Source organism: Streptomonospora sp. PA3, assembly GCF_009728995.1.
Taxonomy (GTDB): domain Bacteria; phylum Actinomycetota; class Actinomycetes; order Streptosporangiales; family Streptosporangiaceae; genus Streptomonospora.
In genome coordinates this window covers 447,761-468,913 of the sequence record NZ_VTZW01000008.1, presented here as the reverse complement: position 1 = coordinate 468,913, position 21,153 = coordinate 447,761, and the positions used below count along the sequence as shown (strand labels likewise).

At 75.3% G+C, this 21,153-nt stretch carries 19 protein-coding genes; 7 read left to right on the top strand and 12 right to left on the bottom strand.

Annotation, left to right across the window (positions count from 1 at the left end; all coding sequences use genetic code 11):
- Window positions 1-16: 16 nt before the first annotated feature.
- Window positions 17-1,132 carry a M20/M25/M40 family metallo-hydrolase gene (locus FZ103_RS07935; protein ID WP_155999941.1) on the bottom strand — a complete coding sequence of 372 codons (1,116 nt, stop codon included), beginning with the start codon at window positions 1,130-1,132 and terminating at the stop codon, window positions 17-19.
- Window positions 1,133-1,261: 129 nt separating this feature from the next.
- Between FZ103_RS07935 and FZ103_RS26000 the strand changes: the two genes are divergently transcribed.
- From FZ103_RS26000 to FZ103_RS07915, 4 genes are all read left to right on the top strand, one after another.
- Complete coding sequence (locus FZ103_RS26000; protein ID WP_155999940.1) at window positions 1,262-2,884, top strand: helix-turn-helix domain-containing protein; 1,623 nt, start codon at window positions 1,262-1,264, stop codon at window positions 2,882-2,884.
- A 146-nt stretch (window positions 2,885-3,030) separates the two neighbouring features.
- Window positions 3,031-4,389: a M20/M25/M40 family metallo-hydrolase gene (locus FZ103_RS07925; protein ID WP_155999939.1), complete on the top strand. Its 1,359-nt coding sequence runs from the start codon at window positions 3,031-3,033 to the stop codon at window positions 4,387-4,389.
- Window positions 4,386-5,144 carry an SDR family NAD(P)-dependent oxidoreductase gene (locus tag FZ103_RS07920; protein ID WP_155999938.1) on the top strand — a complete coding sequence of 253 codons (759 nt, stop codon included), beginning with the start codon at window positions 4,386-4,388 and terminating at the stop codon, window positions 5,142-5,144. The genes FZ103_RS07925 and FZ103_RS07920 overlap by 4 nt, the downstream gene beginning before the upstream one ends.
- A gap of 12 nt (window positions 5,145-5,156) precedes the next feature.
- Complete coding sequence (locus tag FZ103_RS07915; protein ID WP_155999937.1) at window positions 5,157-6,011, top strand: polysaccharide deacetylase; 855 nt, start codon at window positions 5,157-5,159, stop codon at window positions 6,009-6,011.
- 60 nt (window positions 6,012-6,071) lie between these two features.
- On the opposite strand, the gene FZ103_RS07910 is transcribed toward FZ103_RS07915, so the two are convergent.
- The 9 genes from FZ103_RS07910 to FZ103_RS07870 all read right to left on the bottom strand — a co-directional run bounded on the left by FZ103_RS07910 (window position 6,072) and on the right by FZ103_RS07870 (window position 13,718).
- A complete protein-coding gene (locus tag FZ103_RS07910; protein WP_186355976.1) occupies window positions 6,072-7,850 on the bottom strand; it encodes a gamma-glutamyltransferase in 1,779 nt (592 codons plus the stop codon).
- 1,895 nt (window positions 7,851-9,745) lie between these two features.
- Window positions 9,746-10,243, bottom strand: a complete 498-nt coding sequence (locus FZ103_RS25120) for a gas vesicle protein K (RefSeq protein ID WP_222936581.1) — start codon at window positions 10,241-10,243, stop codon at window positions 9,746-9,748.
- Between the two features lie 45 nt (window positions 10,244-10,288).
- The gene (locus FZ103_RS07900) at window positions 10,289-10,585 is read right to left on the bottom strand and encodes a gas vesicle protein (protein ID WP_394350084.1); all 297 of its coding nucleotides are present in this window, start codon (window positions 10,583-10,585) and stop codon (window positions 10,289-10,291) included.
- The gene (locus FZ103_RS07895) at window positions 10,582-11,394 is read right to left on the bottom strand and encodes a GvpL/GvpF family gas vesicle protein (RefSeq protein WP_186355975.1); all 813 of its coding nucleotides are present in this window, start codon (window positions 11,392-11,394) and stop codon (window positions 10,582-10,584) included. Before FZ103_RS07895 ends, FZ103_RS07900 begins: the two co-directional genes overlap by 4 nt.
- On the bottom strand, window positions 11,391-11,834 hold the full coding sequence (locus tag FZ103_RS07890) for a gas vesicle protein (RefSeq protein WP_186355974.1): 444 nt from the start codon (window positions 11,832-11,834) through the stop codon (window positions 11,391-11,393). The genes FZ103_RS07895 and FZ103_RS07890 overlap by 4 nt, the downstream gene beginning before the upstream one ends.
- A 78-nt stretch (window positions 11,835-11,912) precedes the next feature.
- The gene (locus FZ103_RS07885; RefSeq protein ID WP_155999936.1) at window positions 11,913-12,158 is read right to left on the bottom strand and encodes a gas vesicle protein GvpG; all 246 of its coding nucleotides are present in this window, start codon (window positions 12,156-12,158) and stop codon (window positions 11,913-11,915) included.
- 32 nt (window positions 12,159-12,190) lie between these two features.
- Window positions 12,191-12,922 (bottom strand): GvpL/GvpF family gas vesicle protein, encoded by a 732-nt coding sequence (locus FZ103_RS07880; protein ID WP_155999935.1) that lies wholly within the window; start codon window positions 12,920-12,922, stop codon window positions 12,191-12,193.
- Window positions 12,919-13,311 carry a gas vesicle structural protein GvpA gene (locus tag FZ103_RS07875; protein WP_343233437.1) on the bottom strand — a complete coding sequence of 131 codons (393 nt, stop codon included), beginning with the start codon at window positions 13,309-13,311 and terminating at the stop codon, window positions 12,919-12,921. Before FZ103_RS07875 ends, FZ103_RS07880 begins: the two co-directional genes overlap by 4 nt.
- A 101-nt stretch (window positions 13,312-13,412) precedes the next feature.
- Complete coding sequence (locus tag FZ103_RS07870; protein ID WP_155999933.1) at window positions 13,413-13,718, bottom strand: gas vesicle protein; 306 nt, start codon at window positions 13,716-13,718, stop codon at window positions 13,413-13,415.
- Between the two features lie 483 nt (window positions 13,719-14,201).
- Between FZ103_RS07870 and FZ103_RS25410 the strand changes: the two genes are divergently transcribed.
- Window positions 14,202-15,893 (top strand): cellulose binding domain-containing protein, encoded by a 1,692-nt coding sequence (locus FZ103_RS25410; protein ID WP_155999931.1) that lies wholly within the window; start codon window positions 14,202-14,204, stop codon window positions 15,891-15,893.
- Window positions 15,894-15,963: 70 nt separating this feature from the next.
- On the opposite strand, the gene FZ103_RS07860 is transcribed toward FZ103_RS25410, so the two are convergent.
- Both FZ103_RS07860 and FZ103_RS25405 read right to left on the bottom strand, forming a co-directional pair.
- The gene (locus tag FZ103_RS07860) at window positions 15,964-16,620 is read right to left on the bottom strand and encodes a response regulator transcription factor (protein WP_186355973.1); all 657 of its coding nucleotides are present in this window, start codon (window positions 16,618-16,620) and stop codon (window positions 15,964-15,966) included.
- Window positions 16,617-18,092 (bottom strand): histidine kinase, encoded by a 1,476-nt coding sequence (locus FZ103_RS25405; RefSeq protein ID WP_155999927.1) that lies wholly within the window; start codon window positions 18,090-18,092, stop codon window positions 16,617-16,619. Before FZ103_RS25405 ends, FZ103_RS07860 begins: the two co-directional genes overlap by 4 nt.
- A gap of 206 nt (window positions 18,093-18,298) precedes the next feature.
- Here FZ103_RS25405 and FZ103_RS07850 point away from each other — a divergent pair, with 206 nt between their 5' ends.
- Both FZ103_RS07850 and FZ103_RS07845 read left to right on the top strand, forming a co-directional pair.
- A complete protein-coding gene (locus tag FZ103_RS07850; protein ID WP_155999925.1) occupies window positions 18,299-19,951 on the top strand; it encodes a serine hydrolase in 1,653 nt (550 codons plus the stop codon).
- 342 nt (window positions 19,952-20,293) lie between these two features.
- Window positions 20,294-21,043 (top strand): GAF and ANTAR domain-containing protein, encoded by a 750-nt coding sequence (locus FZ103_RS07845; protein WP_343233429.1) that lies wholly within the window; start codon window positions 20,294-20,296, stop codon window positions 21,041-21,043.
- Window positions 21,044-21,153 lie beyond the last annotated feature (110 nt).

Here is a 21,153-nt window from a genome sequence, read left to right as displayed (position 1 = left end):
TGCGTGATCACATCCTTCAAGGCCCCGGAAGCGGGTGCGCGGCCAGGCCGCCCACCAGCGCCGTGACCAGTGGAATCCGGTGCAGGGTCGCCTCGACGTCCACCCATTCGTGGATCGCGTGCGGGCCCCCGCCGACCGCACCGAGTCCGTCGAGAGTCGGGACGCCAAGAGCCGCGCAGAGGTTGGCGTCGGAGATGCCGCCCACCGCCGCCGAGCCGGGCGGCTCCTGGCCCAGTTCGCGGGCGTGCCGGGCCGCCCGGGCCAGCAGTTCGGCCGCCGCGCCGTCCTCCATCGGCGGCCGGTTCTCGCCCCCCTCCACCTCGACCTCGACCCCCGTCGAGGCGGCGGCGAGGCCGCGGATGCGCTCGTCCACGCGCCGCTGGTCGGCGGCGCTGCCGGCGCGCACGTCCAGATGCAGCTCGGCGCGGTCGGGCACGGTGTTGACGGTCTGGCCGGCGCGCGCCAGCGTGGGTGTGACGGTCAGCCCGCGGTCCGGCGCGTTCAGCCGCACCGCCTCCCCGACGAGCTCGGCCATCCGGACCAGGGCGTTGCTGCCCTTCTGCGGCTCCAGCCCGGCGTGGGCCGAGCGGCCCCGGCAGTGGAGGGTGTAGATCGACCACCCCTTGCGGGCGCGTTTGAGCGCGCCGCCTTCGGCCGCCCCCTCCAGCACGAGCACCGCCTGGGCCGCCAGCGCCTCGGCCTCGATCAGCTCCCGGCTGGCCGCCGAGCCAACCTCCTCGTCGCCGGTGACCAGCAGCGTGACCGGGACGCCCGGGTCCAGCCGCGCAACGGCGTAGAGCCCCACGAGCAGGCCCGCCTTCATGTCGAAGACCCCCGGGCCGCAGGCCCGGCCGCCCTGCACGGTGAACGGCCGCTCCTGGGCCGTGCCCACCGGCCACACGGTGTCGCGGTGGCCCAGCAGCAGCACCCGGCCGGGCGCATGCGGGTCGCCCCGCCGCCAGACCAGTGCCGAGGGGCCGCCCGGCAGCGGCAAGCGCTCCGGGGCCGCGCCGGTGATCCGCTCGCCGGCCTCGGCCAGGTGGTCCCCGCACGCCTCGACCGCGGGCAGGTCGGCTGAAGGCGACTCCGCGTCGACCAGCGCGCGCAGTTCGGCGGTGAACCCCTCGACCATGGACGGTGCCTCCTTCGTATGACGTGGCAGCCAGTCTCGGCGAGTGATCATCTCGCTGTAATGATCCGCTGGTATGAAGAACCGCACGGAACTTGTCGTCTGCGACAAGGACTCCCCGAGGAGGGCACCGTGACCGGTCCGATGCTGAGCACCGTCATCGACGCGATGGGCATGAGCGTGCTGTCGGTGTGGGTCGATCCCCCAGACCCCACTGTGCGCTGCAACGACGTGGTGATCCACGATTCCGCCGCCGAGTTCGCCGCCGGCCCCGGCGACCTGCTGCTGGCCGTGGGGGCCGACGCCGATGGAGCCCCGGCCCTGCTGGAGGAGGCCGGCAGGCACGGCGTGGCGGCGGTGGTCGTGCGCGGCACGGCCGAGATGCGCGAGCGCCTGAGCGGCCCCGCCCGCCACACCGGCGTGGCGCTGCTGGGCCTGGCGCCGGGCACCGGCTGGGCGCAGTTCTCCGGGCAGCTGCGCGGGCTGCTCACCACCACCGGCGCCGAACTGGACGCCGAGTCCTCCGGGCCGCCCTCCCGCGAGCTGGCGGCCTTCGCCAACGCGCTGTGCGAATCGATCGGCGGCTCGGTGCTGATCTTCAACCCGCAGCAGGAGGTGCTCGCCTCCTCCCGCCTCGCCGACACCGACGACGCCATGCGCCGCCAGGCCGTCCTCGACCAGCGCGGACCCTCCTGGTACCGGGCACGGCTGCGCGAACACGGCGTCTACCGGCAGCTGTGGCGCAGCGGCGACGTCGTGGACATCCCCGCCGTGCCCGAGCAGGGCGTGAGTCGCCGCATGGCCGTCGCCGTGCGCTCGGGCGACGAGATCCTCGGGTCGATCTGGGTGGCCGAGCGGGGCCGCCCTCTGCCCGAGGACGCCGCGGTCGTCCTGCGCCGCGCGGCCGCCTCGGCCGGCCAGTACCTCTCCCGCCTGGGGGTGCGCACCCAGACCCGCCGCCGCGCCACCGAGTCCGTCGCCCGCAGGCTGCTGGCCGGGGCCGCCGACGACGAGGCGCTGGAGTGGCTCGACATCGACCGCGGCCGTCCCGCGGCCGTGCTCAGCTGCGTCTTCGCCGACGGCCGGCCGCACGACGCGCGCGCCTTCGCCGACCTGCTCAGCGTGCACCTGCCCGCGCTGGGCTGCGCCGCCGTGCCGGTGCCCTCCCGCGGGCGCGTCGACGTGCTGCTGTGCGAGCTGGACGCCGACGACCCCGCCGAGTGGGTCGGCGCCGCCTGCGAGGTGGTCTCCCGCGCCGCCGGTGCGGCCGACTGCCCCGTCCTGGGCGCGCTGGGCACCGTCGTCTCCGACGCCGACGACGTCCCCGACTCCCTCGCCGAGGCCGACCTGGTCCTGCGGGTGCTGCGCAGCCGCGGGACCGCCCACACCTGCGTGGTGCGGCCCGAGGACGTGCGCGCGGCCGCGGGCGTGCTCGTGCTGACCGACGCGGTGGCCGCCGACCCCCGCTTCTCCTGCGGCCCAGTGCCCGACCTGCTCGAATACGACCGCAGGCACCACACCGACTACGCCGCCAGCCTGGCCGCCTACCTCGACGCCTTCGGCGACGTGATCGCCGCCTCGCGCGCGCTGCACGTCCACCCCAACACACTGCGCTACCGCCTGCGCCGGCTGGGGCCCATCAGCGGGATCGACCTGGACGACCCCGAGGAGCGGCTGGTCGCCGCGCTGTGCCTGCGCAGCTCCGGTTTGGTGCAGCGGACAAGGGAGGCGGCGGAAGTTCAGAGCAGGGCATGAGTCCCCGGGCGGCCCTCCGCCTCCATACTGGCCGGCATGATCATCCGATGTGAGCCCGCGGCGCCCGCCCCGGCGGCCGGCCGCCCCGGCGGCCCGCGCGCCGCGCAGGCCCGGCGCGGGCCCGCCCATCGGTGGGGGGACCGCGCATGAGCCCGGCCGCCGCACACTCCAAGCAGGTCGCGCACCGCGCCATCGAAGAGCGCGCCGACGACATCGCCGCCCTCAGCGAGGAGCTGATGCTCCGCCCGGAGCCCGGCTACGCCGAGCACGCCACCGCCGCGCGCTTCACCTCCTGGCTGCAGCAGCTGGGCCTGTCCCCGCGCACCGGCCTGGCCGGCACCGGGGTCAAGGCCGTGCTCGAAGGCCGCGGCCCCGGCCCGCGCATCGCGCTCGTCGGCGAACTCGACGCCCTCACCCTGCCCGCTCACCCGCTGGCCGACCCCGCCACCGGGGCGGCCCACGCCTGCGGCCACCACGCCCAGCTCGCGGCGGTGGCCGGCGCCGCGCTCGGGTTGCGCGAGGTCATGGCCGAACTCGACGGGTCGGTCGCGCTGATCGCCGCGCCGGCCGAGGAACTGGGCGACGTCGACCGGGCCGTCGACGCCGCGGCCCGGCGCACGGACTCCGGTAGCGGCGACGCAGGCGGCCAGGGCCCCGAGTTCCCCGTCGGCAAGGCCGAACTGCTGCGCATCGGCGCCTTCGACGACGTCGACATGGCCGTGCTCGTGCACACCGGGCGCGGCGGCGGCCCGCGCTTCTCCGTCGGCGACACCCTCAACGGCTCCTGCGTCGTGCGGGCCCGGTTCGGCGGCCGCTCCGCCCACGCCGGGTCGAGTCCCTGGCTTGGCGTCAACGCCCTCAAAGCCGCCGCCATGGCCGCCCACGGCCTCGACGCCCAGCGCGAGACCTTCCCCGACAGCGACCACGTGCGGCTCAACTACCTGGTCTCCGGCGGCGAGGGCGGCCTGGGCTCCGTGCCGCCGGCGGCCGCGCTGCACACCATGGTCCGCGCCGGAAACGCCGAGGCGCTCCAGCGCGCCGTGCACGTGGTCGCCCGCACGATGCGCGCCGGCGCGCTCGCGCTCGGCGCCCGCGTGGAGACCGACACCCTGGCCGCCTACCTGCCGCTGCGCTCGGCGCCGGGGCTCGACGACGTCGTGGAACGCAACGCCCACTCGGTCGTCGGCACAGCCGAGACCGCCCGCGGCCGCCACCTCGGCGCCTGCACCGACATGGGCGACCTCGGCCACGTCATGCCGGTGTCGCACCCCTACAGCGGAGGCGCCGCCGGCGACCACCACAGCACCGACTACCGGGTGCACGACCACCGCGCGGCCGCGGTCGAGCCCGCGCTCTACCTGGCGGGCACGGTCGTGGACCTGCTCGGCGACGGCGCCGCGGCGGCCCGCCGCGTGCTGGCCGAGTCGCCGCCGCGCATGCCGATACCGCAGTACCTGGCCCTGCGCCGGGGCATGAACCGCCGCGAGACCTGGGAGGAACGTTGAGTCGCACAGTGCTGGTCACCGGAGCCGCGGGAGGGATCGGCGCGGCCGTCGCGCGCCGGTTCCTGGACGAGGGGGCGTTCGTCGTGCTCAGCGACGCCGACGAGGCGCGGTGCACGGCCGCGGCGGCCGACCTCGGCGCTCCCGACCGCGTCACCGCGGTCGCGTCCGACGTCGCCGACCCCGAGTCCGCGCGCGCCTGCGTGCGCACGGCCGCCGAACGCACCGGCGGACTGGACGTGCTGGTCAACGCGGCCGGCGTCTACCCCAGCCGGCCGCTGCTGGAGATGACCGACGCCGAATGGCGGGGGGTGCTCGCCACCAACCTCGACGGGCCCTTCGCGCTGTCCACCGAGTTCGCCCGCGCCCGGGTCGCGGCGGGCCGGCCGGGCGACATCGTCAACATCACCTCCGGCGCCGGCGAGCGGGCGCGGCGGGGCGCCGCGCACTACTGCACCTCCAAGGCCGGCCTGACGATGCTCACGAAGGCGCTCGCGCTGGAGTTCGCCGAGCACCGCATCCGCGCCAACGCGGTCTCGCCCGGGTTCGTCGAGGTCGGCAGCGACGTCAACCCGCTCAGCGCCGACTACGTGCGCGCCGTGGAGGCCGGGCGGCCCTGGCCCCGGCCCGGCGTGCCCGACGACGTCGCCTCGGCCGTGGCCTACCTGTGCTCCGCGGGAGCGGAGTGGATCACCGGCACGACCATCACCGTCGACGGGGGAGTGGGGGCCGGCAACGCCGCGCTCCCCCTGGCCTGAGAGGAGCGCGCGATGCCGCACGGACACGTCTGCCTCACCTTCGACTTCGACGCGCTCTCGGTCTGGGTCGACCGCGGCCAGCTCTCGGCGACCCCGCGCTCGCGCGGGGAGTTCGGCGCGGTGGCCGTCCCCCGCCTGCTGGACGTGCTCGCGCGCCGCGGCCTGGCGGCCACCTGGTTCGTCCCCGGCCACACCGCCCGTACCTACCCGGAGCTGTGCCGCCGGATCCGCGACCACGGCCACGAACTGGCCCTGCACGGCTACGCCCACGAGAACGTCGCCGCTCTGGCCGAGGACGCCGAGCGGGCGGTGCTGGACCGCTCGATCGAGGCGCTGCGGGAGGTGGCCGGCGTCGAGCCGAGGGGGTTCCGCGCGCCGGCCTGGGACCTGTCGGAGAACACCGTCGCCCTGCTCGACGAGCGCGGTCTGCGCTACGACAGCAGCATGATGGGCCACGACTACGCGCCCTACCGGTGCCGCACCGGCGACCGGGTCGACGCCGACGGCACCGCGTGGGGCGAACCCACCGAGCTGATCGAGGTGCCCGTCAGCTGGACCCTCGACGACCTTCCCCACCTGGAGTTCCTGACCTCGCCGGCGCGCACCCTGCCCGGTCTGGGCGACGCCGCCCGGATGTTCGCCGACTGGGAGCTGGACCTGCGCTACATGCTGCGCGAAACCGAGCAGGGCGTGCTCACCGTGACCTTCCACCCCCAGGTGATCGGCCGCGGACACCGGCTGCTGCGCCTGGAGGAGTGGCTGGACCGCATCGCCGCCTACGGCGTGGAGTTCAGCACCGTCGGCGCCGTCGCCGATCTCGTGGCCGGCGGCGCCGACCTGGGCCGCCCCAAGGAGCAGGCCGGGTAGGGCCTCTGCCGCGGCCCCCGCCCGGCCGGGCGGGGGCGCCTCCTTCCTGTGGGGCGGGCGTCAGCGGCCCACCGCATAGCCCTGCATGCCGCGCGGGTTGGCCGCCGCGGAGAGCACACCGGTCTCGGGGTCGCGCGCGACCGCGCTCAGCCGCCCCTCCGACCACGCGTCACCCACCGTCACGTCGTGGCCCCGCCGGCGCAGCTCGGCCACGGCCGCCTCGCCCAGCCGCGACTCCACGGTGAGGCTGCCCGGCCGCCACGTGCGCGGGTAGAACGAGCCGGGGAAGCTCTCGGTGTGCCAGTTCGGCGCGTCGATGGCGCCCTGCAGGTCCAGCCCGCCCCGGACCTGCTCGCGCAGCGCAACGGCCAGGAAGAAGTGCAGGCTCCACTGGTCCTGCTGATCGCCGCCGGGAGTGCCGAAGGCCATCACCGGTTCGCCGGAGCGGAGCGCGAGCGAGGGCGTCAGCGTGGTGCGGGGCCGGCGGCCGGGGGTCAGCGAATTGGGCAGGCCCGGTTCGAGCCAGGTCATCTGCAGCCGGGTGCCCAGCGGGAAGCCGAGGGCGGGCACCACGGGGTTGGAGTGCAGCCAGCCGCCGCTGGGCGTGGCGGCGACCATGTTGCCGTGCCGGTCGACGACGTCGAGGTGGCAGGTGTCGCCGCGGGTCGCGCCGTCGCGGGCCACGGTCGGCTCCCCGGCTCCCGCGGCGAGTGGCGCGTCGGCGGTGCGCTCCAGCGCATGCCTGCTCAGGCGCGGCGTGCGGCCGCCCGGGCTGCCCGGCCGCAGTTCACGGGAGGCGTGCTCGCCGACGAGGGCCCGGCGGGCGTCGTTGTAGGCCGCCGACAGCAGGTGGCCGACGGGGACGTCGGCGGCGTCGCCGTACCAGGCCTCGCGGTCGGCCATGGCCAGCTTGGTGCCCTCGGTCAGGGTGTGCACGTACTCGGGGGTGCCGTAGTCGAGGCCGGCGGGCAGCAGCGCGAGCTGCTGCAGGAACACCGGGCCCTGGCTCCACGGTCCGGCCTTGCACACCGTCCAGCCGTTCCAGTCGTAGGAGAGCGGCTCCTCGTAGGAGGCGGCGAAGCGGGCCATGTCCTCGCCGGCCAGCACTCCGGCGTGCCGCCGGCCGGAGGAGTCCATGACGGCGCGGGCGGCGAAGGCGGCCAGCTCCTCGGCGACGAACCCCTCCCGCCAGACCCGGCGGGCCGCCTCGATCTGGGCGTCGCGGTCGGCGCCCGCCGCCTCCGCCTCCCGCAGGATGCGCCGCCAGGTGGCCGCCAGAGCGGGGTTGCGCACCAGCGCTCCCGGCCGGGGGGAGCGGCCGCCGGGCAGGTACAGCTCGGCGGAGGTGGGCCACTCGGTCTCGAACAGCTCGCGCACGGTCTCGACGGTCTCGCCGACGCGCTCCACGGCCGGGTGCCCCCGTTCGGCGTAGCCGATCGCATAGGAGAGGACGTCGGCGAGGCGCTTGGTGCCGTGGTCGCGCAGGAGGAGCATCCAGGCGTCGAACGCGCCGGGCACGGCCGCGGCCAGCGGCCCGGTACCGGGCACCAGCTCCAGCCCCAGACCGGTGTAGTGGTCGATGGTCGCCCCGGCCGGCGCGGGGCCCTGGCCGCACAGCACCAGCGGGCGGCCGCCGGCGGGAGCCAGGATGATCGGCACCTCGCCTGCGGGCCCGTTCAGGTGCGGCTCGACGACCTGCAGCACGAACCCCGCGGCGACCGCGGCGTCGAAGGCGTTGCCGCCGTCCTCCAGCACGGCCATAGCGGTGCCGGAGGCCAGCCAGTGGGTGGAGGACGCCATACCGAAGGTGCCCTGCAGGGTCGGTCGGGTGGTGAACACGGGGGCGGGACTCCTTGGCACATCGGGGGCGGCCGGACGGGGCGGCCGGACGGGGGCGGTTGGACGGGGGCGCCAGGCGGCGCGGACCCGCAAGGCCCGACGATCCGATGTTAAAGCGCCCCCGGGCGGGGGCGGTCCCGGCCGGGCTCTCCGATCCGCCGGTGGCACGCACTCAGCCATGCCGGGTCGAAGGCCGGGTGTTCCTTTGCGGAACTGCTCTAAAAGCTAATGGGGGCGGCGAGGGCGGAGGGGCGGTGGGCGGCCGGGCTGGGTGATCACCGGTTGCCGAGGGCGGGTGGCGGGTCGCCCGACGGGGCGGCGAGGGCGGCGCGGGGTTGAGCCTGCGCGGATCGGTTCGGGTGGGCGCCGGTGGCCCACCCCGACGAGGCGGCGACGGCCGGTGGGGGGCGGGGCCGGGCGGTCGCCGGTTGCCGAGGGCGGGTGGCGGGTCGCCCGACGGGGCGGCGAGGGCGGCGGTGGGCTTGGCCCGCGCGGATCGGTTCGGGTGCCCGCCGGTGGCCCGCCCGACGAGGCGGCGACGACGGGCGGATGGCTCGGCCCGCGCCCATCGGCCCCGGTGCCCGTCGGTGCGGCAGGCGACGGTGGCGGCGAGGGCGGTGGTGGGGCGGCCTACGTCGGGTTTAAGGAGTCGGTCACCACAGGAGGTTGCGGCAATGGGGCTGTGATGCGCGAAGCGCGGTGCGCCAGCTTGCCGCCGAGCGCACGGCGCACCCTTGTTTCGGAGGCCCGCCACCGGTGGTGCGGCTCCACCTGGGACGGGCTGCGTGCGCTCGGCGGCAAGCTGTGACCGCGCTTCGCGAGGCGCACCCATTGCCGCAGCCCCGATGGTGGCCGCCCCGGGTGGTTCCCGGTGGGTTCCTGGACGGCAGCCCCCGCCGTCCTGGGACACGGCCCGGGCGGGGACGTTTCAGGCATTTCACTCCGGGTGGGGCCACGATGCCCGCCGATGGCGCGCGGTGGGGCTGCGCGGCGCACCGGAACCCCAGGGTTTCCGGGATGCGGAAGGAATCCGGGGTGGTTTGCCCGGAATGCCCGGCCGTGGCGGGGGGTGGTGGCGGCCGGGGTGCCACGAGGTGCGCGTTTGGAGCGGTTTTGACGCCGATTCCGCGCCAAACGCCATGATCATCGCCGATCCCGGCCGCGCGGGCCGCTCCGGCGACCCCGCATACCGGACATCGCGGGAGGATTCGACGCCGCGGACGGCCCGCCGCGCGGCCGGAGGCCGCCCCCGCGAACATTCGGTGATTATCGTCGCCCACCCGCCGCGGCATATGCCCCCGATGCCCGATTCCGCGCCCGGTATCGGCCGCGCCCGGCGGGTGCGCGGCCACCGACCGCGCGGTTTCTGGCGGCGATCTTGTACCTGTGGTCACGTGTGATCGCTAACAATGACTAAAAGTACAAGATCGTTTCCTGGGAGTTAGATCAAATCGGGCATTCGGGGTTCCGGGCGAGGTGCGGCGGGCGGACGGGGCTGGGTCGAAACCCGACCGGCGCGCCGCCGCCCCCGTCGCCCACCGCGACCGACATCCTTCCGAACCGATGACCGCGAGCCGCACCCACCACCGTCCTCGCTGCCCTCGTCGCGAGGGTCACCGGCGGGCACCGGGACCGATCTGCGCGGGCGCAACCCTCCGCTTTCCTCGCTGCCTCGTCGGGTGATTAACCGGCGGGCACCGGGACCGATCTGCGCGGGTTGTGCCCCGTGCCGCCCTCGCCGCCCTCGTCGGGTGATCAACCGGCGGGCACCCGGACCGATCTCCGCAGGCTGTGCCCCGCGCTGCCCTCGCCGACCCGTCGCTTACCGGTACCGGCGTACACCCGAACCGATCCCCGCAGGCGGAAGTGCTGCCCTCGCCGCAACGGCGGCGGACCTACTCCTCTGCCCTGGGCAGCAGGGAGCCCAGCGGCCCCAGGTCCAGATTGAGGTCCGAGGCGGTCAGGCCGTAGCGGTCGCGCAGCTCGGTCATGCGCTCCTCCAGCAGCATCAGCGTCATGCCGATGCGCTCCTCCTGGTCCTCGGTGAGGTCGCCGACCTCCACGCGGCGCAGCGCCTGGCGCTCCATGAGCTGGCGGACCAGCTCCACCACGGTCAGCACCAGCTTGATCAGGTCGCGTTCGACCGTGTCGGGCTCGGTGGCGATGCGGTGGCGCAGACTCTCGGTCTGGGCGCGGCGCCGCGGGCCGGCCGGCCCCTCGGGGGCAGCCGATCGCTCGGGACCGGCCGCGGTGCCGTCCAGCACCTCCTGCAGCCTCTCCAGCGGGGCGGCCCGGTCGGCACCCCCTTCGCCGACGCCGCCGATGTCGCGGACGAACCCCCGCGACTCCCCGCCGGCCCCGGCGCGCCCGGCGCCGTCGTCGTCTTCGGCCATGCTGACTCCCTTCCGCGCTGCGGCCGCCCGGCCGCGCCCGCGCCCTCAGTCGGCCCTGATCCAGCCCGAGAGCGGATGGCCGTGCTCCCACGGCGAGGGGACGTTCTCGTTGACCGAGGACACCAGCGCGCGCAGCGAGATGCGGACCAGGTCGACGTCGGCGATGGAGACGGTGAGGTCGCCGCTGATCACGACCCCCTTGGCCAGCACCCGGTCGAGGAGGTCGACCAGCGAGATGTCGCGGTTGGCCAGCGGGTGGTCCTCGTCCAGCATGCGCGAGAGGGACGCCGGCTCCTCCCCGAACCCGGCCGGCGGGTCCTCGTACCGGTCCGGTGTCGTCACCGCTCCTCCTCCGCGGACTCGGCGGGCGTATCGGCGGCGGAGAAGGAGTAGGGCGCCCACGGCCCCGACACCTCGATCCGGGTGCCCTCGGGCGCGGCCGCGCGCACCCGCTCCACCGCGTCCAGGAAGCCCTCGGCGTCCGCGTCGGCGACCAGGTAGGCCGCATTGAGGACGTTCTCGCCCGGAGCGCCCGACAGGGACGCGTCCTGGGGCCGGTGACGCTCGCGCGCCCGCGCCCACTGCGCGGCAGCCGCGTCCAGCCGCTCGCACAACTGCGCCGCCTGCTGCCAGACGTCGTCGCGGCGGTCGCGCTGCTCCCGCCGCTTGCGCAGGTAGGCCTTTCCGGGACTCTCGCCCGCCGGCGCGGCGGCGGGCGGCTCGGGGGCCGCCGGGCGCGAGGCCGGTTCGGCGTAGACCTTGACGCCGAACTCCAGGCACCCGGCGACGCGCTCCAGCGCCCCCGCGAAGTCCTCGCGCCCCTCGCGCAGGACCGCGCGCACCCGGTCGTCGCCGTGGTAGACCGTGGCCAGCCGCAGCGGCACCACGTCGGTGCGGCGGGCGGCGGCGTCGACCACGCCGTGGTGGGCGCGCGCCACCTCCTCCAGCCAGCCCAGGTCCTCCAGGTTGGCGCGCAGCGCGTCCTCGTCGAACTCGTGCAGCGGCACCGCGCTCACCACGGCGACCAGCCCCTCGTGCTCCACCAGGTGCACGGGGCGGCCGCCGACCCCCTTCAGGTCCGCGACCGCCTCGGCCGCGAGAGGGCGGGCCACCGCGTAGACGTAGGCGGCCTCGGCCAGGGGTGCGCTCACGATCGGTCCTCCCCTCCCTCGGCGGCGCGCTCGGCCGGTGCGGCGGACTCCGGCTGCGCGCCGGCCTCCTGGCGGGCCGCGGCCCGCCCGCCGTCCTCGATCGGGGCGGAGCGGTGCCCCTCCAGCGCCTCGATGCGCTCGCGCAGCCGCCGGTTCTCCTCGGCCAGCTCCTCGTCGGCGCGCTCGGCCGCCTTCGACGAGAGCGCGGGGTCGTGCTCCCACCAGTCGATGCCCATCTCCTTGGCCTTGTCGACCGAGGCCACCAGCAACCGGAGCTTGACCGTCAGTAGTTCGATGTCCAGCAGATTGATCTTGATGTCGCCGGCGATGACGACGCCCTTGTCGAGCACCCGCTCCAGCACGTCGGCCAGATTCGCCGAGGAGCCGCCGCGGGAGCGCACCTCGCGCGGCTCGCCCCTCCACGGAGCCGGTTGGGTCACCTCTGCCTCCCCTCGCCGATCCCCGCCCTGCCGCGGGCCGGCGGCCCGGCCGCCGCCGGAACGGGCGGCGGCCGGGGATCACCGTTCCCTCATGTACCGTTCGGCCTCGTCGAGCCGGTCCAGCAGCTCGTCCTCCAGCCGGTCGAACTCCTCCTCGGAGATCTCGCCCCTGTCGGCCTGCTGCGCGAGGTCCGCCAACTCCCGGCGGATCGCCGCCGGGTCGTAGTACTCGCGCTCGGCCGCGTCGAGCACCTGGCGCGCCGTCCAGTCGACGAACCGCACCGGTGCCGCCGGAGCGGTGATGATCGCCTTGATGAGGCCCATCCCCCACCACCTCCCTGGGGCGGCGGCCCGCCCTACTGCGCAGGCTCCGCCACGAAGCTGTAGGGCGGCAGCGGCCCGTTGACGCTGATCTCCATGAGGTGGCCCAGCTTGCCCTGGAGGCGGCCGACCTCCCGGGTCAGCTCCTCGCCCCGGTCGCGGTGCACGAGCAGCGAGACGTTGGCCAGGCAGTCGTCCACCGGCGGACCCATGGCGACCTGCTCGGCGTGCGCGGCCAGCGGCTCGACCACGGTGTCGGCGTCGCGCCGGCGCAGCTCCTCCAGCGCGCCGGCCACCTGCTCACCGAAGGCCATGCGCTCGGCGGGCGTGCCGCCGTCCTGCGCGCGCAGCCGCTCGTTGGCCTCGCGCAGGGACTCGTCCTCGCTGAGGACCGTGCGCAGAGCGGCCTCCTCGATGTGGACGGCCTTGACATTGAACTCAACCCGGTCCTTCAGCCGGTCCAGCAGGGCCGTGTAGTGCTCCTTGGCGCGGCGCAGCTCCGCCGCGACGGCCTCGTCGTCCTCGGCGACGGCGCCGAAGCGCATGGGCAGCACCGCGTCGCGCCGCGCCAGGTCGACCAGCACCTCCTGGTGTGCCGACAGGTCCCGCCGCTTGGCGCGCAGCCCTTGGGGGGCCGTGCTGACGGCGGCCGCGAGCCCGTCGGTCCGCACGAAGCGCACCTCGCTTGGCGGGTCCCCCACACCGGTGAGCCCCGAGCCGTCCAGAGCCCCCGTGTCATGGGTGATCCCGTAGACGTAGGTGCTCATTCGGCTTCCTTCCTGCCGGAGCGGCGACCGGACTTGGCGGTGGGGCGCTCCTCCTCGGAGTCCCTGCCCAGCGTGTCCTTGACGGTGTCGGCCGCGCCGGCCAGGGCGCCCTTGGTCTTGGACCGGGCGCCGCTCTCGGTCGCGCCGTTGACGAGGTCGGGAAGGCCGGCCCCGCCGCCGGCGGAGAGGTCCAGGCGGTTGCACGCCTCGGCGAACCGCAGGTAGGTGTCGACGCTGGCGACCACGATCCGCACGTCCACGGTGAGGAGCTCGATACCCACGAGCGAGACCCTGGCGAACACGTCGATCACCAGCCCCTTGTCCAGAATCAGGTCCAGGACCTCGTAGAGGTTGCCGGACCTGCCGCCCGACCCCGAGGTCTGCTGCATCACTGTCATCAGACTGCGCTCCCTTTCGACATTGCGGGGGTTGTCGGGGGATTTCCCGGCGATGCGGGGCGGGGGACGACTTTTCTCGGCGCTTGTTGCTCTCAGCGGCTGTCGGATCTGCCGCGCGTATAGCGGCTGCGCCGCTCGTAGCCGACGAGTTCGCCGTCGGAGTCGATCTCCACGGTGTAGGTGGCGAGCAGGCTGACGGTGTCGGGGATGCGGCGCAGTTCCAGCGCCTCCAGGGTCACGGTCCAGCCCTCGTCGGACTTCCTGATCCCCGAGGCGCTCTCCACCTCGATCCCCGTGACCTCCTCGAACTGCCGGCGCGCGGCGTCGAGGCGGTCGGCCACGGTCGACCTGCTCGCGGGACGCTGCGCGTCCTGGTCGGCGCTGCTGTCCTGACTCATCGGATGTGGTCCCTCTTCCGGCACCGTGGACTTGGCCTTGGGGGAGGGCTACCGAGAACAATCCGGACAAAACATACCTAGGTATGGCCTGTGAAAACGCCGAACAAGGCAGGTCGCGGCCCCCGCAGACGATTCCACCGCGCTCGGCGGCCGCTCACCGCGTCGCCCACCTGCCGGAATGGCGGGGATGCGACGTTGATCCAAAACATTCCGGAATTTTCTTCGGGTTCGTGCTGGAATCCATCCGAAAGTTTTCATTACTATGGAAAGCGCTATCCGACCGGTCCGGCCTACGACGGGCAAACCCTCCACCCGGAGTCCGTATGCGCGCCTTCCCGCCACCGCATCCGCGGCGGCCCCTGCGCCGGGCCGGACCGGCACACATCCCCCAACCGGTGCGCACCGGCGGGTGCGCGGCCCGGCGCCGCCCGGCGGCGGGCCGCTTCGCCGCGCCGACTGCGCGCCGCACTCCGGAGGTTGCGCATGCGCTTTCATCGACACCGGCGCCGCCCGCGGGCGTGGGCGGCCGCGGCCTTCGCCGCGGTCTTCACCCTGGCCACCCTCGGCCCGCAGACCGGCGCCGCCGCCCAGGACGAGTTCGACGGCGCCGACTGCCCGGTGCCCGATCCGGGGCAGTCGGCATCCCAGGCACGGCTGCCCGACCCCTTCGCGAAGCTGGACGGAACCCGCGTCACCACCACATCGGAGTGGCGGTGCCGGCGGGCGGAGATCAAGGAACTGGCCGAGAGTTCGGTCTACGGCCAGAAGCCGGCGCCGCCTGACAGCGTCACGGGCACGGTCTCCCAGAGCAGCATCACGGTGAGCGTCACCGACCAGGGCCGAAGCGCCAGCTTCACCGCCGGCGTCGACCTGCCCAGCGGGTCGGGCCCCTTCCCGGCCGTCGTCGTCCTGGGCGGGATGGGCGCCGACACCGCCACCATCAAGTCCTCCGGCGCCGCCGTCATCAGCTTCGACCCCTACGAGGTGGGCCAGGAGGGCACCTCGCGCAGCAACAAGCAGGGCGCCTTCTACAGCATCTACGGCTCCTCCAGCGACACCGGGCTGCTCATGGCCTGGTCGTGGGGCGTGAGCCGGATCATCGACGTCATCGAGCAGTCGGGCGGCACCGTCCTCCAGGCCGACGACACCGGCGTCACCGGATGCTCGCGGTTCGGCAAGGGCGCGTTCGTCGCCGGCGCCTTCGACCAGCGCATCGACCTGACCATGCCCGTCGAGTCGGGCACCGGCGGCGTGCCCGCCTTCCGCTCGGTCGCCCAGGAGGACGGCGCCCAGCCGCTGAGCAGCGCCTACGACGAGCAGCCGTGGCTGGGCGACGCGTTCGGCTCCTACACCGGAAACCCCGCCGCGCTGCCGGTGGACACCCACGAGATCGTGGGCATGGTCGCGCCGCGCGGCCTGTTCATCATGGAGAACCCGCACGTCGACTGGCTGGGCGCCACGTCGGGCAGCGTGGGCGCGCTGGGGGGCGCCGAGGTCTACAAGGCGCTCGGCGCGGGGCAGAACATCTCCTACCACTCCGACGTCCAGGACGGCACGCACTGCGCTTCGCGGTCGGAATGGCGGGGCCCGCTCCAGCAGAGCATCGAGGCGTTCCTGCTGGACCAGGGCAGCGCCCCCGGCGTCTTCCGCGTCTCGCCCAGCGAGTCCGGCGACCTGTCGCGCTGGCGGGACTGGCAGACGCCGACCCTGACCGACGACGGCGGCGGCGACCCCGGTGACGGAGGCGGCGACGATCCCGGTGACGGCGGTGGGGACGACCCCGGCGACGGCGGTGGGGACGACCCCGGCGACGGCGGTGGGGACGACCCCGGCGACGGCGGTGGGGACGACCCCGGTGACGGCGGCGGCACGAGCGGCGCCTGCACCGCCGAGTTCCGCTCGGTCAACAGCTGGTCCGGCGGCTACCAGGGCGAGGTGTCGGTGAACAACACCACCTCCGGCGCCCTGAACGGCTGGACGGTGGACATGACCCTGGCCTCGGGGCAGTCCATCAGCAACCTCTGGAACGGCGAACACAGCGGGAGCAGCGGCACGGTCACCGTGACCAACACGCCGTGGAACGGCACGGTCCCGGCCGGCGGCTCGGTGACCTTCGGCTTCGTGGCCGGCGGTTCGGCGACCGCGCCCAGCGACCTCACCTGCACCAGCCCCTGATCAGGGGCAACCGGTATCCGACCGGCCCGCCCCGGCGCCGCGCCCCGGCGCCGGGGCGGGCCGGTCCCGCTCAGCCGCGCGGGCTCATCCCCGCTTCGTGCGCCAGCAGGGCCGCCTGCACCCGGTTCCGCAGGTCCAGGCGGGCCAGGATCGCGCTGACGTGGGACTTCACCGTGTCCTCGGCCAGATGCAGCTCCCCGGCGATCTCCGCGTTGGAGCAGCCGGCTCCGAGCAGGGCCAGCACGTCCTTCTCGCGGCGGCTCAGCGCGGCCACGCGGTCGCGCGCATCGCGGGCCGGGGAGGCCGGGCGGCTCCGGAGGTGCGTGATCACCCGCCGGGCGACCTTGGGGGAGAGGAACCCGCCGCCGTCGGCGACCGCGCGGACACCGGCGGCCAACTCCTGCGGTTCGGCGGTCTTGAGTAGGAAGCCGCTCGCCCCCGCGTCCAGGGCGCGGGTGATGTAGTCGTCGTTGCCGAACGTCGTCAGCATCGCCACCGCCGTCCGCGGCGAGACCCGCAGGATCTCGGGGACGGCGCTCAGCCCGTCGGTGTCGGGCATCTGGATGTCCACGAGCGCGACATCGGGCCGGTGCCGCGCGACCAGCTCGGCGGCCCGGCGCCCCGTCCCCGCCTCGGCGACCACCTCGATACCCGGGTCGGCGGAGAGGATCGTGGCGATACCCGCCCGGATCAGGGCCTCGTCGTCGGCCAGCAGCACGCGGATCACCCCGATCCCCCCTCCTCGCCGGTCGCGCCGACCGGCACGGCCTCCTTTGCGACGAGCCGGCCGCGGGCGAAGCACAGCCGGTAGGCGGTGGTGGCCGCACCCGGCGGCGAGACCTCCGAACGGTAGTACCGGCACCGGGTCCCGGCCGCGGGCCCGCCTCCGCGCTCGGACGGCGGGTCCAGCATCGACATCGCCGGAAGCACCTCCGCGACCCGCGCCTGCTCCTGCCCCACGCGCAGCCGGGCGAACTCCCGCGGCTCCAGCACCGAGTTCGCCGAGACGTAGCCGTAGTATCCCAGCCATGCCGCCGCCAGCACGGCCAGCAGCGCGAGCGGCGCCAGCACCGCCGCGCCCAGCGCGCGCCGCTGCGCCGACGCGAACCGCGTGGCCAGCTCGCCCGAACGCCCGCGGCCCGTGCCGGGCGCGTCCGCGGGCAGGCGCGCCACCACCTCGAACCCGCCGTCGCCGCAGGACTGCGCCTCGATCGCGCCGCCCAGCGGGCGCAACCGATCCGCCAGCCCGGCCAGGCCGTGCCCGCCCGAGGCCCCCGCCGCGACGGGGCCGGTCTTTGGCGGCGGGCCGTTGCGCACCCGCACCACGAGCCTGCCTCGGGGAGGCTCCTCGGCGCTGACGGCCACCGGGGCGCCGGGCGCGTGCTTGGCCGCGTTCGTCAGCGCCTCCTGCACGACCCGGACCACCGCTTGCTGCACCGGATCCGCCCGGCCGCCGGGCGGCGACGGGGGATCGAGCCGCTGCGCCCCCGCCACCTCGATGTCCATGCCGGCGCGCCTCGCCCGGTCGACCAGCTCGCCGGGGTTTCGGGCCAGCGGGGCGCCCGCAAGGGGATCGCCGGCCTGCCGCAGGATGCCGATGATCTCCTGCAGCCGCTCGACCGCTCCGGCGGCGCCCTCCCGCAGCTCCCCGGCCGCGCGGCGCAGCTCCTGCTCGCCGTAGTCCGGGGCGACCTGCATCGCGCCGGCGCGCACCACGATCAGGCTGAGCTCGTGGCCGAGGGAGTCGTGCATGTCCTGGGCGATGCGGGCGCGCTCGCGCAGCCGCTCCCGCTCGGCCACCAGGTCCTGCTCCCGCTCCAGCAGTTCGGCGCGGCGCCAGCCGAAGGACGCCGCCTCGGCGCGGCGCCGCAGGTAGCGGCCCAGCAGCCAGGGCAGGACCGCGAAGACCACCACGGAGGCCGCGGCGATGAAGGCGCCTGTCACCGTGCCCGGGCCGAGTGCCGCCGCGGGCTGGACCGCCAGGAGCGCCGCCAGAGCCCCCGCCGCGACCGGGTCCCGTCCTTCGGTGCGGCCGACGAGGAACGCCGCCGCCCCCAGTGCGGGAGCCAGGACCGACACGGGTGGGCCGCCGCCGAGCGGAACCGCCGCGTAGGCCGCGGCGAGCAGCGCGAACGCCGCCCACAGGGCGGCTCGGCCCGCGGCCGGGAAGCGTCGGGAGGTGTCGTCGAGGTCCTGCACGGCGCCAACGCTACAGAGCCGGCCGAGAGGAGTCCTCGCCCGTCAGGAGGAGGCCGACCGCGGAGCAGTGCCACGAAGGTGGCAGCGGCGGCGCGCGCACCGCCCCGAAGGTGGCGCCGGATCGGGCACCGACGCGCGATGCCCGGCGGTCTGCCCGCTCCCTAGCGTGTCCGAGCAGGCAGACCCGACGATCCCGGAGGAAACCCATGCCGGCCGCTCGAACCCGGTTGCGCCGCACCGCAGCCGACACCCGCCACCGCCGCCGGGCGGCGGCGTGCGCGATCCTGGCGGGCCTGGTGGCCGCGCTGACCGCGCTCGGCCCGTCCGCGGCCGCGGACGCGACCGCGACCGCGACCGCAGCCGCCAGAGCGGACGGGACCGCGGCGAGCGCCGCCCAGCTGGACCGCTTCGCCCGGCGCTACGTCGAGCGCACCGGCCTGCCCGGCGCCGCCGTCTCCGTCACCAAGGGGGACGAGGTCGTGCTCACCGCGGGTTACGGCCGCACCGCCGACGGCGCGCCGCTGACCGCGGATACGCCGATGCGCATCGCCTCGCTGAGCAAGTCGTTCACCGCGCTGGCCGTGTTGCGGCTCGTGGAGGCGGGCGAGGTGGAGCTGGACCGGCCGGTGCGCCACTACCTCCCCGCGTTCCGGCTCGCCGACCCGCGCGGGGCGCGGATCACCGTCCGCCAGTTGCTCAACCAGACCTCGGGGATGTCCGACCGGACGTTCCCGGCCGCCTCGCGCCCACAGCCCGAGAGCCTGAAGGAGGCCGTCGCCCGGCTGCGCACGGCCGGACTGGCGGCCGAACCCGGGACCGAGTGGAACTACCACAACCCCAACTACCACGTCGCCGCGCGCCTGGTGGAGGTGGTCAGCGGGCGGCCGTTCGGCACCTACCTGCGGCAGAAGGTGTTCGCCCCGGCCGGCATGGCCGACACGGTCGCCCTGGGGACGGCGGGGGAGACCGGTGCGGACCTGGCCGGCGGCCACATCCGCGCCTACGGGATGAACATCCCCGCACCCGAGCCCCACCAGTTCAGCGCCGGATCGGGCGGGATCGCCTCCACCGCGCACGACATGGCCCGGTGGCTGATCCTGCAGCAGAACGGCGGGCGCGCCGCCACCGGCGAACAGGTGGTCTCGGCGGCGGGCGTCACCGCGATGCACACCCCCTCGGCGAACGAGGGCCGCTACGGCCTGGGGTGGATGCGGCGCGTGCCCGGGGAGGGCGACCGCGCGCGGCTGCCGCAGATCTGGCACGGCGGCGCGCTGTCCACCTACTCCTCCTATCAGTTCCTCGTGCCCGAGACCGGCTACGGCGTCGCCGTGCTGGTCAACAGCGGCATCACGCTCACCGAGGAGGACACCTGGGGCCTGGCCGACGGGCTGCTCGCGCTGACCGAGGGCCGCACACCGCCCCCGGGAGGCTCGTGGCTGTGGAAGGTCGACGCGGCCTTCGGCGCCCTCACCGTGCTCACCGCGGTCCTGGGCGTCCGCGGCCTGCTGCGCAGCGGTGCCTGGGCGGCCCGGCGCCGCCGGCGCCCGCTGTGGCGGGCCGCCGTGCGGCTGCTGCCGTACCTGGTGCCGCCGGCGCTGCTGGCCGCGTTCCAGCCCGCGGTCGACTTCCTCCTGGGCGGGCGCGACGGCACGTGGCTCCAGCGCTTCTACGGGGTCCCGGCCGAGCTGGTCTTCCTCGGTCTGGCGGCCCTGGCCTGCCTGGCCGTGGTGCTCGCCCGCACCGCCGCCCTCGTTCGGGCCGCTGCGGCGGAGGGGCCCGGGGGCCCGGCTCCGGCGGCCGCCGGAGCGGCGCGGGGCAGGGGTGCGGTGCAGGAGGAAAACCCGGAGAACGGAGGGTGAACGCGGGGCGGCGGCCGAGGTCCGGCGGCACGCGAGGGCGCGCGTGCGGCCGGGACCGGGCCGAGCCGGGGCGTTGCGGCGGCCGCCGATCCGCAGCTCGCACTCGCTGCGGAAGGCGGTACCGTGTGCCCGGACGCTGTGTTCGGGGCGGCTGTCGCGCCTGGGGGGTGCAGGCAACAAGACGTGCTGCGGCCGGCTTCGCTTTTCGGGCGGCGTCTCAGGGGTACGTCCGATTTCGTTATGGAATCGCGTCCTCGTCTGCCATCGACGGGATCGAACCGGTAAGCGGTGATCGCGCCGGATCGGCACCGCGGAGCGCGGTTCGTGCGAGAGGGGGTCCAGGTGCGAGTACAGCCGCAGGATGAGTTCGATCTGGCGAGTGAGTTGGCGGAACTGTCCGGCTTCCTCCTTACGCGGCCCGCCCCGGCGGCCGTGTGCGAGGAGGTGGTGCGCGCAGCCGTGCGGTTGGTGCCCGATGCCGAAGAGGCCGGCCTGTCCCTCGTGGAGCGCAAGGGCATGCGCAGCGCCGCGGCCACCAGCGAGGCGGCCCGGCGGACCGACGAGCTGCAGTACTGGTGCCGCGAGGGGCCTTCCCTGCAGGCGGTCGAGGAGGGCTGCGCCGTGCGCGCGGACGCGCTGCGGCGGGAGTCCCGCTGGCCGGAGTTCACCCAGCGGGCGATCCTGCGCGGCGTCGGCTCGGTGCTGGCGCTGCCCCTGGTGGCGGGCGGCGAGTCCGTCGGTGCGCTGATCCTCTGCTCCCGCGGCGACGCGGCGTTCGGCGCCGACGACGAGCGCACCGGCACCCTGCTGGCCGCCCACGCGGCCGCGGCGGTCTGCTGCGTGCGCGAACGGGCGAACCTGCGCACGGCCCTGGAGAGCCGCGACGTCATCGGCCGGGCCACCGGCATCCTGATGGAGCGCCGCCGCATCTCCCCGCAAGCCGCGTTCTCCCTGCTGACGGAGGCGTCGCAGCACATGAACCGCAAGCTGCGCGACGTCGCCGAGCAGCTGGTGTGGACCGGCGACTTCGCCGAGCCGCGCAAGGGGCGCGGGCAGCGGCCCGCGGGCGGCAAGGCGGCCGTCCCGCGCTGACGCGGCCGCGCGCCCCGTGAGACGGGCGGGCCGGGACGCTGATGTTTTCCAACGCCCCGGCCCTGCGCCGGTCCGCAGCCCGGGCAGCGACGCGGCGCGGGGTCCACTTC

Bases quoted from the DNA above. Each gene is read 5' to 3' on its own strand.
- FZ103_RS07935 (WP_155999941.1), bottom strand. From the start codon at position 1,132: ATGGTCGAGGGGTTCACCGCCGAACTGCGCGCGCTGGTCGACGCGGAG.
- FZ103_RS07925 (WP_155999939.1), top strand. From the start codon at position 3,031: ATGAGCCCGGCCGCCGCACACTCCAAGCAGGTCGCGCACCGCGCCATC.
- FZ103_RS07915 (WP_155999937.1), top strand. From the start codon at position 5,157: ATGCCGCACGGACACGTCTGCCTCACCTTCGACTTCGACGCGCTCTCG.
- FZ103_RS25120 (WP_222936581.1), bottom strand. From the start codon at position 10,243: ATGGCCGAAGACGACGACGGCGCCGGGCGCGCCGGGGCCGGCGGGGAG.
- FZ103_RS07885 (WP_155999936.1), bottom strand. From the start codon at position 12,158: ATGGGCCTCATCAAGGCGATCATCACCGCTCCGGCGGCACCGGTGCGG.
- FZ103_RS07880 (WP_155999935.1), bottom strand. From the start codon at position 12,922: ATGAGCACCTACGTCTACGGGATCACCCATGACACGGGGGCTCTGGAC.
- FZ103_RS07875 (WP_343233437.1), bottom strand. From the start codon at position 13,311: ATGCAGCAGACCTCGGGGTCGGGCGGCAGGTCCGGCAACCTCTACGAG.
- FZ103_RS07870 (WP_155999933.1), bottom strand. From the start codon at position 13,718: ATGAGTCAGGACAGCAGCGCCGACCAGGACGCGCAGCGTCCCGCGAGC.
- FZ103_RS25410 (WP_155999931.1), top strand. From the start codon at position 14,202: ATGCGCTTTCATCGACACCGGCGCCGCCCGCGGGCGTGGGCGGCCGCG.
- FZ103_RS07850 (WP_155999925.1), top strand. From the start codon at position 18,299: ATGCCGGCCGCTCGAACCCGGTTGCGCCGCACCGCAGCCGACACCCGC.